Genomic DNA, 18005 nt, shown 5'->3' with positions numbered 1-18005 from the left:
TTTAGTTTATCAAATCTGATATAAAGATTGTATTAAATAATTTATTACTAGCATAAAGAAAGTGTAAAGATTTTATCCTTATACGCTCGATAGTGCCCCATTCTCATAATCCATTGGAATCAAAAATTCAAACGTACATCCATTAAGCACATTATTAAAGACCGTTATTGTCCCATGATGGGCTTGCACAATTGATTTACAAATCGTAAGCCCTAAGCCAATTCCTTTTTTATGCGATACTCCCCCTTGCCCTTTTGTATAAAATCGATCAAAAATAAACGGAAGATCTTCTTCTGAAATTCCTCTTCCTTCATCAATTACTTGAAAACAGACATCCTTCCCAACTGGATAGGCTCTAACAGTAATAACCGGATTCTCCTTTGAAAAATGGACGGCATTATCGAGTAAATTGACAAGAACCGTTTCAATTAATACGGCATCAACATTTAGGAAAACCATCTCTTCTTCAATATCGACCACAATCTTAACCTGCGGATGGAAGCGTTGAATTCGTGTCACTGCCTCGGTAATCAATTCCTCTAATAATTCCGGATGTTTATCTAATTCTAATCTTCCCTCGTCAATCTTTGTCATACTTAAAATATTTTCAATCGACCGTTGAAGCCAAGTGGTCTCATCATAAATATTATTTAACAACTCTAAGCGAATTTCCTCGGTAATGATGTGATTGTTTTGAATAAGAGTTGAAGTAGACCCTAAAATACTCGTCAGCGGTGTTTTTAAATCGTGTGAAATTGAACGAAGTAAGTTTCCTCTTAGGCGCTCGCGTTCGGCCTCTAAATTAGCCTGTTTATGTTGCTCGTATAATCGTTCTCTTTCAAGAGCAAAAGCGATTTGAGTTGACAAGGATTGAAGTAATGTCATTTCATTTTCATCAAGTTTATCCTTATTTATAAGTGAAATCGCAATCACACCGAGTGTATCATTTTTTCCCAGAATCGGATAGTAGTAAATTTGTAAGTTTGGATCTAACCCATCATGATCGGAGGAAATTACCTTTGCCATTTCTTCGGTAGAGAGACTCTTTAAAAACAAGGAAGCCTCTTCTTTCAATGAATAACTATAATTTTGAAGCGGTAATAATTGATGATTTTCATCACAGCGAGAAATCGCCACATCTCTTTTTAAAATACGAGCTAAATTTTTCACGCTTTCATTTACAATTGGTTCCTGACCCTGAACGAGTAATAAGTGTTTATTACTTTCATATAAAAATTTCATTCGATTTTCTCTTACCTTTGCCACCGCTGCAATCCGTTTAATACGATTGGTAAGTATACTGGCCATAAGGGTCACCATCAACATAATGAAAAAAGTAATGAGGTAATCCGCATCATAAACATTAAACGAATACCGTGGTTCAATAAAAAAGAAATTAAAACAGGGCACGACGATCAGGGAAGAAATAAAACTATAGATAAAAAAATCGGTAAATTGCGCTGTCAATAAAACAGATAAGGTAAAAACAAGAATAATATTCGCCTCATTAAATCCAAGATAATCAAACAGAAACGAAAGAACTAAACCGATTAAGAAAATAAAAATCATTTTTATACTATTTTTAATAACAGATAACCTTTTCAACAAAATTCCTTCTTTCTACATATAGGGCGAAAAAGATTTTATCTAGGAGGAATAATTTCTAATTGTGTTCGTGTAACTTAGGAAATCACCCTAGCACACGGATTGATACTCGCCAAACTACCGCCTCAACGCATCGTGATGAACGAGGCTTGGACCACCCGATTCAAACCAGTGATTGTTCTTTTGAAAAGGATACGAGAAAAAAACTAGTGTCAAATGGTCACCTCATCAACAGGCGCCTTCGATGAAAATCAATCCTAGTATCGACAAATCCCCCTATTTTAATTCTATTCTTTCCCTTTTTCAATCCATTCATTTAACCCAATAAGGCTAATTTTATTTTCCCAATCTCTTTTAATAACTCAACCTCTAAAACAACTTTGTCACCTTCATCAATAATGACCATCTCCCGATTTAAAGCCCCTACCACAAAGGGTAATCCTAAATGGCGAATCAACAATATGCATGACTCTTCCCTATTTAAGCGTTGATAATGCTTATCTAAAAATTGCCAAAGCAACTTCCCCTCATCAAACGTAAGATTCCCGCTAACGACTTGGTGATCGACAATCTTCACCATTAACACCTGTTTCAAGTCTGATAGATCGGCGCTCCCCTCTAACATTCGTTCAAACAATGCCACCCCCTGCAACGTAATAATCTGTTTATCAAGTAATCGTTCTAGTTCTAGAGAAATTTCTTCATCTTTTGGTGAAAAGACATCGGACAATTCATCAAGCGAGACTTGGTCCTTTAACTCGATAATCTTACTGATTCTCTCGAGCACCTGTTCACGGGGAAAAAAGGTTTCCTGCCCAGTTGAAACGGACTTTTTAATAAACCATTCCTCCGGAATAAGTTTTTTACGCTTCCATCGATAAAGTTGTCCATATGAGATATTCATCGTCTGTAATAACTCTTTTTTTGAGATTAATGCTGTTTCCACTTTTATCACCTAACTTCTAACAGATTGTGAAACCGAAATGGTTTTGGATGGACTGGCTACTAGCGTCCGATATTCTAACCGGTCAATCGTAGAATGATCCCCTAGTTTAATCACATCTCCGCGGACGACCTTCGCTCGAATACATCTTAAATTTAACTGGTCACCCTCAATTTCTTCTGCGACCATAAGGGCCCGTTGATTAGATTTAAAGGCGGCTTTTTTGATGGTTAAATTCGTAGCCCCAATACTGTGACACTGACAAATAGTAGCAACTTCTATCACAACATTTTCACCATTTACGAGTGCAGCCTGACACACACCACCTTTGAAGATTAACTCCTCTCCTTCAATATCACCTTCAAGTTGTAATACCCCTTTAGATAATAGCGTCTCCGTCTGTAATCGGCCCCTTCCAGTTATACTTCCGTAACTTTTTATTTTTCGCCCTTTTAAGCGCTCATTTATTTGAATATAGCCCATATTTTTTAGCTTCTCAATAACCGCATCTTTCGATAATTGAACCATTCCATAAACACTTAATCGGTTCATGGTGACCTCCTGTTCAAAGGTAGCAGTCCCATAAACACTCATTTTCTTCGCTTTCACCTGTCCATTAAACAGTGCCTCACCTAAAATTTTAATTTCTTCTGCTTCCACCTTTCCATTAAACATTGCCGTGCCGTAAACTTTAATGGAATCAGCTACAACGTCAGTCTGAATCGTTCCGTCACCAAACACGCGTACCTTCGACACTTCTCCACCCGAAACGGATCCATCCCCATAAATCATTATTTTTCTAGCCATTTCCGGTTCTCCTTTCTAAATTTGTTTAATGGTTTTAACAACTGAACCAGGGGCAATTTCTAATTGTTCTTTATACTCAATCGTATCGATGTGACATCCCGGCCCTACAAACACACGATCGCCGTAAACCTGTTTGACTTGTGCATATTCTAAATGAATGTCCTCTCCCTCGATTAATTCACCACTTATTAACCCCGTTCGCTTTTTAAGAGAAAACCACTTATTTTGTGATAACCGTGTACTTTCTAATGAGCGTGTCATCCGAATAGTGGTTGCCGTGATGACCTCAAAAAAAGAATCCTCAACAAACAAGAGCTCTAAATGATTCGCCTCAAGTGATTCTTTTAATTTGGCTTTCCCTTCAATCACGGCCTGTTCGAACTTAAGGGATTGATCGACATGTAAATAGCCAAACACATTTAAAGTAAGTGCCTTCATCTCACCTACTACTTTACATAATCCAGAAACATGAATCTCTTTCGCTTTAAGAGATTTAGACTTTAAGGTTCCTTCAATGACGAGCTGCTGCTCACACTCAACCTCTTTTGAAAAACCAACACCTGAGACCGTAAACTGCTGACATTTAATAGGTCCGGTGAAACGACCGATCCCTTCAATACTCACATCGCCAAATGTTCCTCCACCACTTTGACCTATTCCGTTTATCTCTAAATTAAACATCGCTTCTCCTCCTGCATCGTTGCTTGTTTTACTGTTGAGGTTGAATCAACCACTAACGTCCCACTGTATTCAATCGCCTCAATTTCACAGTGCGGTCCAATCACGATATCCTGACCACGAATTTTTTTTATTCTCGCATTTTCAACATAAACAGAATCCGCTTCAATTAAGTTCCCTTTGACGACGGTTGTGCCTGAAAATAAATGACACAGTGTTGAAAGTCGTGATAGTAATCCATGTTTCGGTTCTAACTCACAAATTTTAACGTCGCTCGCTCCGAGTTCATTAAATGAAGATCCAGACGTTGATGAAATCTCAACCTTTTCTGAATTAATCATGTCCTTACAATCTATCCGTCCTTTCACTTTTAAGACTTCGGATTCAACCGAATCGGCCGTCATCATTCCTCGAATCTCTAACACATGTGCACACAGTTCCCCTGTTATCGTTACCATCCCAGATATCTCTGCGTTTTCTACCTTTAAACTGTTCGCACTTAATTTTCCTGAAAGCTTTAATATCCCAACTTCAAGTTCCTGTAAGGCAGTCAAAAGGCCAGAAATTGTTAACTCACGGATATTCATCCGACTCTCACCTTTTACCTTCCCACTTACTACAAACTTTTCCTGACAACTGACGTTCTTCTTCGCTGTTAACAAACCACTTACCTTTGCCTCATGTACCTCTAGGTGATGATTGAACGTTGCTTGGCCACTTACTTCTAATTGTGACACAGTTACACCTTCATCAAACATTCCTAGCCCACTTACTTTCAAAAGCTCAGCAGTCAACGCTCCTTGAATAGATCCATATCCCGAAAGACGGACCTCTTTATAACTTCCACCTAACACCTGCTCTTTTCCACTAATAGATAAACAATCGTTACGACGCATTTTTCTCAACACCTTTCCCTATCGACAGTGTTACACTCTACTTTTAATATAACCTAACAATGTTACGTTGTCACGCGTTAATAAAACATTGTTTCGCAAAAAGTTAAACAAACAAAACAGTGTGTACTAAAATAAGAATACCTGTCCTCTTCCTAAAACAGGCCTCATAGCTTAAATTAATGGTTACTTAAAAGTATCCAACCCGTCATAAAAAGAGGTGCCCTAGTTCGGACACCTCTTTTTAAATGCTTTGAGCATCATTCCCTCTATTCCTCATTGATTCGACTAAACATTTAACTTGCTCACTCTACCGATTTAAGCGTAAATACTTTGAATTCTTCTAAGCTAATCGGCGGTGAATACAAATAACCTTGAATATAGACAACACCTGGATATAATTCTTGCAAAACTTCGAGTTGTTTAGGATACTCTAACCCTTCCATCACCATTCTTTTTTGATAATATTCAATCACTTTTCCTATAAATAAGACGGATGCCTGGCGAATAAAAGAGGTTTGGATTTCATCGATAAAATGTTTATCTAGCTTAATAATGTCATAATCAATTTTATCGAGCATATCTAAATTCGCATACTCGACACCGAAGTCATCGATCGCCACTTTAACCCCAAGCGATCTTAATTCACGAATCACCTGATTCGTCAAGCTTTGATTCTCAAGGTGATACTTTTCGATAATCTCAAAACAAAGTTTAATTTCAGTTAAATCCACATGAGCTAAAATCTCCTTTACCTGTTCAATAAATGAAGGGCTAGCTAGCTCTTTAAAGGAAACATTTAAAGAAATATAAAATTCGTCATCAAGATGTTGATTATGCGCTTTAATTTCTGGATAATCTTGAATCACCCGTTGTAAAACCCACAGCGTGATGCGTTCCATTAATCCAAGTTCCTCAACCGTCTCTAGAAAATGAAACGGTGATAAAATGTTATCGTTGTCTTTCATCCTTAATAACGCCTCACATGCCATCACTTTATGTTGATCTGGATTAACGATCGGTTGGTAATAAAGAATAAATTCATCATGAGCTAACTTATGGATAAATCGATACTTTTGTTTTCGCTTTTCCCAAACCGCTAAGAGACGATGAGAAAAAAAGGTTGCCACCGCCATTAAAATGAAGACTAGTCCAATCACTGAAGCCTCCATCTGTCGTTGATACTCACTAAACTCCAACTGATTCGTTGTAGGTGTTGCCAAAACAGACTGATGCGGCATCACTAATCCACCTAAAAGTATAAATCGTAACCCGAAATAATCCAAAATACTTTTCCTCAGATGAGATGATTCACCTAATGTTTCTGTTGCTAAGATTTTCTTCGTCGTAAAATTACTGCCCAAAACTTTATTAATCATCTTATCCTCCAACTACTAATTTAGCCGGTTGTACCATTTTCTCCTGACTTCCAAGGTACCCACATTCACGAAAGCCACTCATCGAATCTAAATCAGAATATTTTCTTCTTTCTAGTGTATCAGACTCTTGTGCATTCGACATCAATTATTTTTAATTAAATTTTTTAAAACTCCCCTTTTATCTAGGCAAATCGTGTTTTCGGTATTAGTTGAGTTGCTTCGTGATAAGTGTAATCACTAATTTGAGATGTTGGTGAATAATTCTAAATTTAGGGTTCCCATCGTTCATTAACACGTAATTATTCATCTTTAGTAAGAGCTTGAGTAAAAGAGGATGGATTTCACGTAAAAAACAATGAACGTGATGTTGAATGTTCCCCTTTATTTTTTTAACCCCCATCTCAATCTCTCCATAAAATGGTGTCCGATGTTTTTGATCTAAAAAATGGTTTAAAGAAGGATACCCTTTTTCAACATAAAAATTGGCTTTCTTCTTCTCCATTGACCCTTTTAGCAGCGTAAGTGCATGCGAGTGGGTCTTTGCAAATTGATTCATGCCCTTCATGTTATTCTCCCCTTATTTATCATTTCATCTCAAATATATGTCTCTTTCCCGCTATTATAACAAAAGGGTCGTGTCATTTTTTCCAAAATCCCCACTAAAATCATAAATATCACGCTTTTTTCATATATATTAATGACGAGAAATGTTTTACTTTTAAGAAGATTTGCATCCTCATCGTCACCTCTCGTATCCTATGACGTTATGCATGGAATACAGAGAAACTAAGGAGGTGTCCTATGTATCCCGTTTATAAAAAGCTTGGAACTGTTGAAAACTGTGAAGAGATTGAGGTTGCGTTTCCTTTGCAACATCAGGATCAGCAACCGGGGATGGAATATTTGATGAACCCTCGTCCCATCTCAGAAAATCCATATATTAAAGGAAGTGGGCGATTGAAAGGCAAAGTTGCCCTGATTACAGGAGGAGATTCCGGTATTGGCCGGGCAGTTGCCTATGCCTTTGCACGCGAAGGGGCCAACGTGGCCATTGCCTATTTAAACGAAGAAATCGACGCAAAGGAGACAAAGCAACATATTTTAGAACTAGGTCAGGAATGTATCTTAATTTCGGGCGATTTAACTGACATCGACCACACAAAAGAAGCCGTCGAAAAGACACTGAAACATTTTCAAAAACTTGATATCCTTGTTAATAATCACGCCGTCCAATATACTGCCGATAGTATTCTTGATATAAGTGCCGAACAATTAGATTTAACTTTTAAGACAAATATATATTCTTTTTTCTATCTTGTCCAAGCTGCGCTTCCTCATCTAAAATCGGGAAGTACAATTATTAATACGACTTCCGTCACCGCTTACGAGGGAGAAAAACAATTGATCGATTATAGTGCTACTAAAGGGGCTATTGTTGCGTTCACTCGATCGCTTTCTAGTTCCTTAGTCGATCGTGGCATTCGTGTGAATGGAGTCGCCCCTGGACCTATTTGGACCCCTCTCCAACCTGCCTCTTGGTCAGCGGAGCACATTGAAACATTCGGAACAAAAACACCAAAAGTTCCGATGAATCGGGCAGGTCAACCGTTCGAAGTAGCTGAATCTTACGTCTTCTTAGCAAGCGATGATTCAAGTTATATGACCGGACAAATTCTTCATCCAAATGGAGGAACGATTACAGGGAGTTAATGACTCAACATGATCTATGTTAATCACCTCAACTCATTCATCAGTTGTGAACCTCTCATCTATAAAAGAAGGGTGAGCCTATCTCAAACGGATAGACTCACCCTTTTTAAGCTTCTAATGGTTCATAGTAACGCTGCATGCGGTTTAAACGTGCCTTTGCTTTTTCAATTAAATCTTGTGGAGATAATAGGTGGATCCAATCCCCTTGACTAAAGATCCACATGAGTAGTCCTTGTTCATAAGCCATTGCCTCAATAATACAGTATCCGTCGCCCTCTTCAATCACTCGTGAGATAGGAAATTTATCAAGCACTGCTTCAACGGAATGACCCGTAAATTTAAACGTAAACTTAATCAACTCCCCCTGATACATCATGTTAATTTTGTTACGAAAATCACCGGATTCAAATCGGTGAGCATACGGAATTTTAAATGTTTCTTTCAACACTTGATACGATAAAATTCGATCGACACGGAAGGAAATCGGATATGGGATTTCTCTGTCGGTCACATAACACACCACATAGAAATAAAAATCACAGAACAGGAGTCCAACTGGGGCAACTGTATAAGTCGATATCGTATGATTCGCCTTTTTATATTCCATGATCATTTTATGAGAACTATCAATTAATTGACTAAAGTCCCATATGCGATCCATTAATTGTTGTTCATGTTTAAGCGGCGTAAAATGAAGCCGTTCATTACTAATAAAATTTTGGATCCTTTTTTTATCATTCATGTCTAACAACGTACAAAGGGAGTCAATCATCTGGTCAAGTTCTTCAACAGCTAACGAACGTGTACCAAGTAAGAGTTTAATCAAAACTAACACTTGCTTGGCATCTAGCGGTTGATTAACGGGATTTTTTAAGTAATACTTCTTTTTTTGATAGTCATATTCAATGTATTGGTCCCCCATCGACCCCATTCGATGACTAAAATAAGTACGTAATGTTGCAATATCTCGTTCAAACGTCCGACTATCAATCCTAAACATTTCTTGAATTTCTTCCTTTGAGAATTCACTCTTTTCTAATAACCGTTCTAGCATATATAAAATTCGTGTATTTTTATCATACATATCATTATCACCCACTACTAAAAAAATTCTCTTATCATCTACATCGGAAGTAATTCTTCATCTCCTACCATTATACTAAGCAATACCGACACAATTTGTCGGTACAAAAAAATAGTTAAAAATTATTTGTTCAAAGAAAAAGGATGACCTGTTAAGTTAAGGTTCATCCTTTTTAAGAACTGATTGAAAAGCAGTTTGACTGCGGTCACGATTTACTTATTTTTCTATTTAATAAGGGTCCCATCTTTTTATACCTTCACACAACACAAACATCTCATTGCTTATGGGATAGTAACTTCATCCTATTCCACATCCGACACAACATCGCTATATTCAGGAGCAAAGTAATTGGTCTCATACGATTCTATCACCAAACGCTCCCCTTGAGCAGCTGGTTTTAAAACGGCGACCATATTTCCAATCAACTCACTATCCATTGCAGGCTGCCACGTTGATTTAGGTTGAAGGTATTCAAAGTAGGAATAATCGACCATTGCAGGATCAAAACGATAAATCGTTCCTTCGACTAAAAAGCGATCCTCCTCGATTTCAAACACGCGATCCACTTGAGTAAAATTTGAGGATAAAAATCCACATTCTAGTGCGGGTTGATAATAATTATCTTCCTGAAATCCCCATGTCGCACTTCCCTTTTTCTCCAACTCATGGTCAAAATAAAGACTAATTTGTTCATTAAAATTATCATAAGGAATAACATCGTAATACGTCTCATTCAATAGCTCATGATTGACTTCCCCACCCTCCCCAACATATAACCAATACGCTAGATTTAACAATTCTTCATGGGTCGTTACCCCCTCTTGATAGGTGCTCATCCCTGTCTCATTTAATCTACTAAAATAATGATTAGCACGATAAAAATCCTCATTAGTTAACCGATCAGTTATCTCTTTTTTCTCTTCAAGTATCGTTGGTTTTTCTTCGGTTATCTCCGGTTTTTCTTCGGTTATCTCCGGTTTTTCTTCGGTTATCTCCGTTTTTGGCGAAGTTTTTATTTTTGAATCCACTACCTCCTCGATTCCTTTTAACACGGGTTGACACCCCGATAACAAAAGAGTCCCTATGATTAAACAAATTAACTTTTTCATCCCAGTTTCCCCCCATCTTGCCTGACGCTACTCTTATTATACCTATAATCTCCGTCAAATTTCGTCGGCGACCATCTTGAGTTTACCTTTTTTTGTTAAAAAAAGAATCAAATTTCATATTAGAAATTTGGTTCCCTTCATTTAAAATCTAGAAGCTAACTCTTCTTCACTTAAATATCTAAAGTATTGTAACTCAGCTATAATAACACCCTCTGATTCTTCAATATCTCGAACCTCAGGTACGATGTAGACCTCTAATCGATCGCCTACCTGTAATTGTGGGAACTTATTCGAAACAGTTAAAGAAATAGTATACGGGTAATCGTTGCTATATGGAACAATATTTAAAATGGCTGTATAACTTCCCGGTGCGCCGTCTCCTTCCATAATATAATCAACCACCCCTGCTGTTAGAATAGGTTGTTGCTCATAATCAAAAATATCTGTTTGATAAGCCGGGATATAGTCAGTCGGAGAATATGTTCGTTCATCTGGGATTTCTAAATGATCTTCCTCCTCTACTGTTTCACTCTGAGGCTCTTCATATTCGGTACGATCTGCATTCACTTCTTGACTCTCATCAGAAGCCTCTTCTTCGACCCCCTCAAAATAATTCGCTTGATACTGATCAATCACATCATGTAAAAGCTTTTCTGATTGAACAAATGTCACCGTCACATTTCCGATAAGTTGAGCCTCCATTGAAGATGTCCACGTTGATTTAGGTTGAACATATTGAGGATAAAGATCTTCTTCCATACTTGACTTGAAACGATATAGGGTTCCCTCTACTAAAAAGCTTCCATCCCCATTATCAAATACTCGGTCAACTTGGGTCACCTTATTTTTCGAAAATCCGGTTTCAAGTAAGGGATGATAAAATGTATCCTCTTGAAATAACCACTCATCGTTTCCTTCCTTCTCTAACTGACAATCAAAATAAAAATTCAGTTTTTTGTTAAATTCCTCATACGGAAATGGGTTGTAAGACGCACCGTCAACCTCCACTCTATCAGGAATTTTTCCTTCAAACGCATAGAGCATAAAACCTAAATCTAATAGCTGGGTCTGATCTGGAGATTGGCTATCATACGATAAAAAACCCGCTTGACTTAACTCACTTAAATATTCATTAAGATGAGTTAAGTCCTGATTTGTTAAATTTGTCGTTATTTCTTCTCTTTTCTTTGACACCTCTTCGACTGGTTGCTCCTCAATCTTCTGATCTTTTGGCGACTGACACCCCGCAAGCATCATCATTGCAAGTAAAAACCCGATTTTTGTCTTCATGACCTTCCCCCTATTTTTCTAGTAATATCCATTCTCACATAATAATTCATAACATAAATTGACTTCTTCGTCCGTAAATAACTGGGCATACTCTCCCTTCACAATGACTGCTTCCATCGTTAACTTCGTTTGTCCAAGTTCGACGAGACGATTAAAATTATCAGAAGTTCGACGCTTACGAAAAATTTCGCGTGCTGTTTTAACAATGCCGAATCGTTCAATCGTTTGAACAAGACGCGTCATTTTACAACCGTACACCGTTTCAATATGTTGACAATTTTTTATTACTTCTTGTTGTAGCTTTTGTTCTAATGGGCTCATCCGTTTACAAAACTCCTATCTTCATAATTATTTTAATCTTACTCTTATTAAATATAGCGATTTAAAATCTATTCTGACTAGATGTCTCTATTTTACCATTACCTATCAACTAACGTCTGCTCTTTTTTAAAAAAGGGTATAGGGAAAAAAAAAGGTCCACCCTAAGGTTGAAATTACTATCAGGAGGTTCCTCTATGTTTAAACATGAAAAACAATATTTGCACCCTGTTCGGGTTGAACGTCCAAACCCACAATATGCCATCCTCTTACAAGAACAATTAGGTGGTGAAAATGGAGAGTTAAAAGCAGCATTACAATATATGTCACAAAGCTTTCGCATTAAAGACCCTGAGATTAAAGACCTCTTTTTAGACATCGCTGCTGAAGAATTAAGCCATATGGAAATTGTTGCTCAAACGATTAACCTGTTAAATGGTCATGATTTAAATTACCAAGCAGCAGTTGCGGGGGAAGTAGAAGCACATGTTGTGCATGGTCTAAATCCAGAACTGGTTAATTCATCAGGATTTCCTTGGACAGCGACTTATGTCAATGTTACCGGTGATTTAGTAGCTGACCTTCTCTCAAACATCGCATCTGAACAACGGGCAAAAGTTGTTTATGAATATTTATACCGTCAAATTGATGATAAATATGTAAGAGAGACAATCGACTTTCTACTCAATCGTGAAGAAGCCCACAATGCTCTCTTCCGAGAGGCCCTCAATAAAGTAAAAAATACGGGTTCTAATCGTGACTTTGGGGTAACTGAAGATTCTAAACTCTACTTTGACTTATCAAGTCCAGGACCTAAACATGAATCGCCAAATCCAACACCTCCATCATTTGAAAACCCAAATAAATAAGATTCCATTTAAAAATATTCATCCTCACAATAAAAGTGGACCATAAATGTGTCCACTTTTATTTTTACCCTTTTTAAAACATAAGACACCTTCCAATTTGACAAGGTGTCTTATGTTTTTTCAGTTCTCACTTACATGTAATGAATGATCAATTAACTGCAAATTATATTGCCGAATTAATTCACCAATTCTTTGGGCGTATATTTTATTTCCCTGTTCATCCATGACCGTACTATACCCAGCATCCTCTAAAGCCTGTGCTTGGGAGCGATAGGTTTTAGCCTCAAAGACACCGTGATTTTTATATCTTGGATTGTTAACTAAAAATTCGCCATGGTCAATAAGAGATTCTTTGAATGATCCATAACTTCGAAAAGTATCCATCACTTCAGTATTATACCCCTCTGTTGTTGCAACCGTGATCGCCTCGCCATCCCAGTTAACTCCAACTTTAATTCCAAACAAGTTATTAGCTTGTAAAGATAATTCTGATTGGCCAAAGTTAGATTCTAAAATAGCTTGCGCAATTGTAATCGACGGTAATATTCCATAAAGTCGATAGTTTTCAATGGCACCTTCCTTTAAAGAGTTAATAAACATCATTTCAAATGAATCTGATTTTAATTTATGAGGAACATACCCATAATCGGCAAGCATATTTAAATGTTCATAGGCTTTCTCCCTTTCAGTTTCGCTATATGCCCTTGAGTCTAAAACTTGCTCAAAAGACTGTAAAACGCCATCTTGAATAAAATAAGAACCTACCTCTTCTAAATCTGTAGCGGAAATTTGCGATAAGTCTTTCGTATCATCGACGGCAATTAAAGCGATAAGCTCCTGCCAATTTAATTGAAACTGGTCTCCCCCTTGCTCATCGACATAATTAATAATAAAGGGAAGGTCTAATTGTTCCCTTTTTAATGAATGATTAAAATTTTCCCCTGAAAAAAAACCAAAATAACTAAGCACCAATATTGGAATAAAAAGGACTGATACAAAACTTTTCTTCATAAAATCCCCCTATTTCTAAAAGTCTACTTTACACTCAACGAAAAATGGATGAACATCCTCCCATCCAGTTGTCTTTTAGTTTATTTATTATAGCATAAATTTTAATCGGTTGACCCCTTTGGAATGTTTTCATACAAATCTACCGTATCTTTAATTAATTGTGGACATTTTTACTATAATTTATCCGATTATTATATAAATAAACAAAAAAATAACCTAATCCACTTGGGAAATTAGGTTATTTTTTTTGTTAAAAACTTATAACTCGGAGCTATTTCTTCTCCTACCTTCCTAGACGTGAGCATAAAAAAAGAGTAGTATTCGACGAGTATTCACTCTACCTCTATTTTAATCACCCTGTTATCCACTCATTGTTTTGAGCGATTAAGATTTGTAAAAATCTTTTTCAAACGATATTCTCTTAAGGGCGAATCTAGCAATGAGCCTTTGAGATTCATATAGGTTGAACGGTTCATCATAAATTTAGATTTAGCTTTTATCTCTCTATGGCTTTCACGTATTGACCCAATTTAATCCCTTTTTCAATCTCACTCCTATACGACTCCGGCAATTGCGCATAACATAAAATATAACTAAGGGATAATTGCTTCTCTACAATCATCTTTCCGTGTTTAACCCCAAATAAATATAACATAATAACGCGATCTTGTGCCTGCGCAGCCTGATTGTATAACTCTCTTAAGGCTTTTCCTAATCGCAACTCCTCCACACATATCACCCTATCTTATTACTAAGTTCTATATTAAACGGACATTAGGTCTCTTTCGATTCGATTCCAAACTGATCAATTAATTGCTTAATCCAACGTTCAGAATACCCTAATGTTCTCGCTAAATCTCTTAAATTCTTTCCATTATAATGTTGTTTTAAATACTTCTCGGTGTATGTTTTACTATATAATCTCATTGGGAAAGACACCTGTTGTCCCCTATAATACTGATAAATCTTATGAGTCATTTCCTCGCCTAATACCTCTACCATGTCACTATAGATTCCGTTATAGTCCTGTGCCTTACCTTTCATGATTCACCTCCTTCAATAGACTCTCTCAATCATAAAGTTTTTATCCAAAATTATCATTGCAGTTTTTCCTTGTAAAATTCCACAAATAATTCCAATATTAGAGTTATTAAAAGGAGATAAATCAACAAAAAAAGCCTTTAAATCAAGGGCTTTAACACTTTTCCTCTTCTTAGATAGATAAGAATAAATAAACTAAAATTCATCCAAAATGTCTGAATTTGTCGATATTTTTTTCATATTATAACCGGTTACGCGTCGAAATTTCGATAAATAATCCATGCTTTCTAGTTAATTTGATCGCGTACCTGATATCTACTTTTTAAATTTTTAATTAAATTTTAGTGATTTTTGTCTGAGAATAAAATTTTACAGTACATTTTAAAGAGAAGGGTTTAGATAACAATACTAAACATTCACTTCCTTTTTGATCCTCCCCGGCGATCAAAAAAGCGCCTTATTCCTTTTCCCAATAATTACTATCAATGAGATAATCCATTATTATTCATACTAGTATGGGCCTAATTTATTTCTTAAAATTAGTGATATCTTCCCTCTTCAATTATCCATCAAATATCGACAAAATACCTAGAAAAACATGATATTATCGACAATTTAGTACTTATCTTTTAGTAGTTTACTAAAATCATTCCCTATTTCCCCCTTCGGTACGTTTACGCGTACCACGTCATTTTACATTATATGATATTTTTCTTGAGGGAGCAATTCTTTTCAAAGGTAGGTACTTCATAAATGTCTAAAAAAGTTATTGTGAATCTTAATGAACTACTTCAGCAAGAAGGTTTATCATTAAGAGAGTTATCTCGACTAACTGATATCCGTCATGCTGCTTTGAGTGAACTAGCTAATCAAAAGAGAAAAAACATTAATTTTAATCATATTGAGAGGATTGCAGAGTAAGCGCGTAATATAAACATGTCTATTTTGACCTCCAACTTTGAGCTATACTTTAGCTATCAAAGAAAAGGAGGTCATTTTTATGAAGGAAAGTCCATTAATTGTTCCGATTCAACTTGAAACAGATTCCACTAAAAAAAGAACTCCCATCTGTTGTGTTCAACTGAATGGAAGTGAAATAACTTTTTATCCTGGGATTAATGACGATCTTTTAAGGAGAGTTCTGACGGAGTTGATGAAAAATGTTAGTTGATTTCACTCATGTTAAAAATATTTTTGTCGTTTGTGGTCGGACGGATATGCGTTGTGGGATTGATCGTCTCGCGGGAATTATTACGGATAAATATAATTTAGATTTATTTGATGATGCCTTATTTCTTTTCTGTGGTCTAAAAAAGGATCGATTTAAAGCACTTTATTGGGATACGGATGGCTTTATCCTCTTATATAAAAGGCTAGAGAATGGGAACCTTCAATGGCCACGAAACCAAGAAGAAGTCAAAAAGTTAACGAGTCAGGAGCTTCGCTGGTTACTTGAGGGACTCTCTATCCAACAGCCTAAAGCTATCAAACCCGCCCGCAAAGGATGCATTAATTAAAAATGGTAATAAATCCTGTATTTTCTATATAAAGTTGGACATACTAAGACTAATAAAATCATTTAGAAAAGAGGTGAGCCAAGTTGAACACGTTTGAATCAAAACTAATCGAAGAAAATCAGAAACTATTAAAGAAACTGGATCAACAAGCTCAACTACTCGCCCAAAAAGAGGAAAAAATTAATAAGCTCCAATTAAAAATGATGGAGCAGACCGACAAAATTGATACGCTTATTGAACAGGTTGAGTTTCTTTCAAAAAAGCTTTTTGGATCCTCAAGCGAGAAAACTAAGGTTGATCCAGGTCAGCTTACCCTTTTTGGGGATCCTGTATTAGAAGAACCTCTGACAAAGGATGAACCGACAGAGGAAATTACGTATCGCCGTCGTAAGACATCTGGTCGTAAAGCAGAATTAACGAAAGATTTACCTATTGAAGAAGTTCATTGTGAACTTCATGGAGAGGATTGTACATGTGACCATTGCGGTCATGCCATGAAACCAATGGGGAAAAAGGTTGTTCGTGAAGAAGTCTGTTTTGTACCTGCACGATTATATAAGAAAGTTTATATTTCACATGCCTACGAATGTGATTGTCATGATCCTAATCTTGAAGCTAAATCCATTCGTTGTGCCGAGGTTCCTAAGGGACCTATCCAACGTAGCTTAGCAGGACCAACAACATTGGCTTGGCTTTTTCATCAAAAATTTGAACTCGGATTACCAACTTATCGCCAAGAGAAAGAATGGTCGTCTTATGGATTAGAAGTAAGTCGGAAAACTCTCTCTAATTGGATTATCCGTGCCTCTTTTGATTGGCTAGAACCTTTATATAAACTATTTCTAGATAAATTACGCCAACAAGAGGTCCTACATGCGGATGAAACATATTATCAGATTTTAAATCGTTCGGATGGAAAACCTGCTACATCAGAGGCTCGAATTTGGTTGATTCGTACCATCAAAGATGTGTCCCATCCCATTGTTTTTTATCACGCCGATTTAACACGCGCGAAGTCTGTTATTTTAGAACTACTTCGGTCGTTTAAAGGATGGCTTCATTGTGATGGCTATATAGCTTACAAAGATTTGCCAAATGTGACCACCGTGGGGTGTTGGGCACATGCACGCCGGAAATTTCAAGAGGTTTCAACGGAACATGGGAAAGCCAAACAAGCCGTTCACTTCTGTAATCAAATCTTTCGGTTAGAACGAGAGTTGATACACCTTTCCCCTGAGGAACGTCAAATCCAAAGAGAATCAAAAATTCGGCCAATCATTGAATCCTTTTATCAATTTATTGAAGGGATTCGTACGGTTAAAGGTAAGTTACAAACAGCGATTGTTTATGCCCAGAACCAAAGACGAGCACTCACAGAATTCTTGTCAAATGGACGTTTAGAGATCTCTAATAATTTAGCCGAACAAGCTATTAGACCCGTTGTCGTTGGACGTAAGAATTACCTCTTTTCAACGAGTGTCAAAGGGGCCCAAGCAAACGCCATGGCATATACCTTAATTGAAACAGCCAAAGCCAACGGATTAAATGTCTATCGTTATTTAACCTACCTTTTTGAAAAACTTCCAAATTGCGAATTCTTAGTAAATCCACAGCTATTGGGGGACTTTTTACCCTGGTCAAAAATAATTCAAGAAAATTGTAAATAAAAAGCAAGATTCAGTGTGCCTTTAGTGTACAACGAACCTTGCTTTTTTTCTATCCGTATTATAATTACCCGCTTACATTGCAGA

Annotated in this window: 20 protein-coding genes and 1 riboswitch; of the genes, 6 read left to right on the top strand and 14 right to left on the bottom strand. The window is 36.7% G+C overall.

The window, feature by feature from the left end; translation table 11 throughout:
- Positions 1-78: 78 nt before the first annotated feature.
- From AACH31_RS02090 to AACH31_RS02060, 7 genes are all read right to left on the bottom strand, one after another.
- Positions 79-1605 carry an ATP-binding protein gene (locus AACH31_RS02090; RefSeq protein WP_338617802.1) on the bottom strand — a complete coding sequence of 509 codons (1527 nt, stop codon included), beginning with the start codon at positions 1603-1605 and terminating at the stop codon, positions 79-81.
- Between the two features lie 316 nt (positions 1606-1921).
- On the bottom strand, positions 1922-2551 hold the full coding sequence (locus tag AACH31_RS02085) for a DUF4004 family protein (protein WP_161830917.1): 630 nt from the start codon (positions 2549-2551) through the stop codon (positions 1922-1924).
- Between the two features lie 9 nt (positions 2552-2560).
- Positions 2561-3355, bottom strand: a complete 795-nt coding sequence (locus AACH31_RS02080) for a polymer-forming cytoskeletal protein (protein ID WP_161830916.1) — start codon at positions 3353-3355, stop codon at positions 2561-2563.
- A gap of 15 nt (positions 3356-3370) precedes the next feature.
- Positions 3371-4036 carry a hypothetical protein gene (locus AACH31_RS02075; RefSeq protein WP_161830915.1) on the bottom strand — a complete coding sequence of 222 codons (666 nt, stop codon included), beginning with the start codon at positions 4034-4036 and terminating at the stop codon, positions 3371-3373.
- Positions 4024-4929, bottom strand: coding sequence for a hypothetical protein (locus AACH31_RS02070; protein WP_161830914.1), 906 nt, complete (start codon positions 4927-4929; stop codon positions 4024-4026). Before AACH31_RS02070 ends, AACH31_RS02075 begins: the two co-directional genes overlap by 13 nt.
- A 302-nt stretch (positions 4930-5231) precedes the next feature.
- Entirely contained in the window at positions 5232-6305 is a 1074-nt protein-coding gene (locus tag AACH31_RS02065) for an EAL domain-containing protein (RefSeq protein ID WP_161830913.1), read from the bottom strand.
- A 13-nt stretch (positions 6306-6318) separates the two neighbouring features.
- A riboswitch (cyclic di-GMP riboswitch) is annotated at positions 6319-6403 on the bottom strand.
- A 107-nt stretch (positions 6404-6510) separates the two neighbouring features.
- The gene (locus AACH31_RS02060) at positions 6511-6870 is read right to left on the bottom strand and encodes a hypothetical protein (protein ID WP_262951206.1); all 360 of its coding nucleotides are present in this window, start codon (positions 6868-6870) and stop codon (positions 6511-6513) included.
- A gap of 236 nt (positions 6871-7106) precedes the next feature.
- Between AACH31_RS02060 and AACH31_RS02055 the strand changes: the two genes are divergently transcribed.
- Positions 7107-8015: an SDR family oxidoreductase gene (locus AACH31_RS02055; RefSeq protein ID WP_161830911.1), complete on the top strand. Its 909-nt coding sequence runs from the start codon at positions 7107-7109 to the stop codon at positions 8013-8015.
- A 106-nt stretch (positions 8016-8121) separates the two neighbouring features.
- Here the strand turns inward: AACH31_RS02055 and AACH31_RS02050 are convergent, their stop codons facing one another.
- The 4 genes from AACH31_RS02050 to AACH31_RS02035 form a co-directional block, all read right to left on the bottom strand.
- Entirely contained in the window at positions 8122-9099 is a 978-nt protein-coding gene (locus tag AACH31_RS02050) for a helix-turn-helix transcriptional regulator (protein ID WP_262951205.1), read from the bottom strand.
- Positions 9100-9401: 302 nt separating this feature from the next.
- On the bottom strand, positions 9402-10208 hold the full coding sequence (locus AACH31_RS02045; protein WP_338617801.1) for a hypothetical protein: 807 nt from the start codon (positions 10206-10208) through the stop codon (positions 9402-9404).
- Between the two features lie 141 nt (positions 10209-10349).
- Positions 10350-11498 carry a hypothetical protein gene (locus AACH31_RS02040; protein WP_338617800.1) on the bottom strand — a complete coding sequence of 383 codons (1149 nt, stop codon included), beginning with the start codon at positions 11496-11498 and terminating at the stop codon, positions 10350-10352.
- Positions 11499-11516: 18 nt separating this feature from the next.
- Complete coding sequence (locus AACH31_RS02035; RefSeq protein ID WP_262951202.1) at positions 11517-11819, bottom strand: hypothetical protein; 303 nt, start codon at positions 11817-11819, stop codon at positions 11517-11519.
- Positions 11820-12013: 194 nt separating this feature from the next.
- Between AACH31_RS02035 and AACH31_RS02030 the strand changes: the two genes are divergently transcribed.
- Positions 12014-12685: a manganese catalase family protein gene (locus AACH31_RS02030; protein ID WP_338617798.1), complete on the top strand. Its 672-nt coding sequence runs from the start codon at positions 12014-12016 to the stop codon at positions 12683-12685.
- A gap of 120 nt (positions 12686-12805) precedes the next feature.
- Here the strand turns inward: AACH31_RS02030 and AACH31_RS02025 are convergent, their stop codons facing one another.
- The 3 genes from AACH31_RS02025 to AACH31_RS02015 form a co-directional block, all read right to left on the bottom strand.
- Positions 12806-13696 carry a glucosaminidase domain-containing protein gene (locus AACH31_RS02025; protein WP_161832923.1) on the bottom strand — a complete coding sequence of 297 codons (891 nt, stop codon included), beginning with the start codon at positions 13694-13696 and terminating at the stop codon, positions 12806-12808.
- A 496-nt stretch (positions 13697-14192) separates the two neighbouring features.
- Positions 14193-14426, bottom strand: coding sequence for an HTH-like domain-containing protein (locus AACH31_RS02020; protein ID WP_161832924.1), 234 nt, complete (start codon positions 14424-14426; stop codon positions 14193-14195).
- A gap of 44 nt (positions 14427-14470) precedes the next feature.
- Entirely contained in the window at positions 14471-14740 is a 270-nt protein-coding gene (locus AACH31_RS02015; protein ID WP_161832925.1) for a Mor transcription activator family protein, read from the bottom strand.
- A gap of 750 nt (positions 14741-15490) precedes the next feature.
- On the opposite strand from AACH31_RS02015, the gene AACH31_RS02010 reads away from it, so the two are divergent.
- The 4 genes from AACH31_RS02010 (at position 15491) to tnpC (ending at position 17921) form a co-directional block, all read left to right on the top strand.
- The gene (locus tag AACH31_RS02010; RefSeq protein WP_338617797.1) at positions 15491-15658 is read left to right on the top strand and encodes a helix-turn-helix domain-containing protein; all 168 of its coding nucleotides are present in this window, start codon (positions 15491-15493) and stop codon (positions 15656-15658) included.
- Positions 15659-15737: 79 nt separating this feature from the next.
- Positions 15738-15908, top strand: a complete 171-nt coding sequence (locus tag AACH31_RS02005) for a hypothetical protein (protein ID WP_161832239.1) — start codon at positions 15738-15740, stop codon at positions 15906-15908.
- Positions 15898-16254, top strand: coding sequence for an IS66 family insertion sequence element accessory protein TnpB (gene tnpB, locus AACH31_RS02000; protein WP_161832238.1), 357 nt, complete (start codon positions 15898-15900; stop codon positions 16252-16254). The genes AACH31_RS02005 and tnpB overlap by 11 nt, the downstream gene beginning before the upstream one ends.
- Before the next feature lie 83 nt (positions 16255-16337).
- Positions 16338-17921 (top strand): IS66 family transposase, encoded by a 1584-nt coding sequence (gene tnpC / locus AACH31_RS01995; RefSeq protein ID WP_338617796.1) that lies wholly within the window; start codon positions 16338-16340, stop codon positions 17919-17921.
- Positions 17922-18005 lie beyond the last annotated feature (84 nt).

Source organism: Turicibacter faecis (assembly GCF_037076425.1).
Classification (GTDB): Bacteria; Bacillota_I; Bacilli_A; order MOL361; family Turicibacteraceae; genus Turicibacter; species Turicibacter faecis.
The sequence above is the reverse complement of the archived record's forward strand: the minus strand, read 5'-3'. Positions and strand labels throughout refer to the sequence as shown.

Coding starts and splice junctions, on each gene's coding strand:
- AACH31_RS02080 (WP_161830916.1), bottom strand. CDS start 3,355: ATGGCTAGAAAAATAATGATTTATGGGGATGGATCCGTTTCGGGTGGA.
- AACH31_RS02075 (WP_161830915.1), bottom strand. CDS start 4,036: ATGTTTAATTTAGAGATAAACGGAATAGGTCAAAGTGGTGGAGGAACA.
- AACH31_RS02070 (WP_161830914.1), bottom strand. CDS start 4,929: ATGCGTCGTAACGATTGTTTATCTATTAGTGGAAAAGAGCAGGTGTTA.
- AACH31_RS02065 (WP_161830913.1), bottom strand. CDS start 6,305: ATGATTAATAAAGTTTTGGGCAGTAATTTTACGACGAAGAAAATCTTA.
- AACH31_RS02060 (WP_262951206.1), bottom strand. CDS start 6,870: ATGAAGGGCATGAATCAATTTGCAAAGACCCACTCGCATGCACTTACG.
- AACH31_RS02055 (WP_161830911.1), top strand. CDS start 7,107: ATGTATCCCGTTTATAAAAAGCTTGGAACTGTTGAAAACTGTGAAGAG.
- AACH31_RS02050 (WP_262951205.1), bottom strand. CDS start 9,099: ATGTATGATAAAAATACACGAATTTTATATATGCTAGAACGGTTATTA.
- AACH31_RS02045 (WP_338617801.1), bottom strand. CDS start 10,208: ATGAAAAAGTTAATTTGTTTAATCATAGGGACTCTTTTGTTATCGGGG.
- AACH31_RS02040 (WP_338617800.1), bottom strand. CDS start 11,498: ATGAAGACAAAAATCGGGTTTTTACTTGCAATGATGATGCTTGCGGGG.
- AACH31_RS02035 (WP_262951202.1), bottom strand. CDS start 11,819: ATGAGCCCATTAGAACAAAAGCTACAACAAGAAGTAATAAAAAATTGT.
- AACH31_RS02030 (WP_338617798.1), top strand. CDS start 12,014: ATGTTTAAACATGAAAAACAATATTTGCACCCTGTTCGGGTTGAACGT.
- AACH31_RS02025 (WP_161832923.1), bottom strand. CDS start 13,696: ATGAAGAAAAGTTTTGTATCAGTCCTTTTTATTCCAATATTGGTGCTT.
- AACH31_RS02015 (WP_161832925.1), bottom strand. CDS start 14,740: ATGAAAGGTAAGGCACAGGACTATAACGGAATCTATAGTGACATGGTA.
- AACH31_RS02010 (WP_338617797.1), top strand. CDS start 15,491: ATGTCTAAAAAAGTTATTGTGAATCTTAATGAACTACTTCAGCAAGAA.
- AACH31_RS02005 (WP_161832239.1), top strand. CDS start 15,738: ATGAAGGAAAGTCCATTAATTGTTCCGATTCAACTTGAAACAGATTCC.
- tnpB (WP_161832238.1), top strand. CDS start 15,898: ATGTTAGTTGATTTCACTCATGTTAAAAATATTTTTGTCGTTTGTGGT.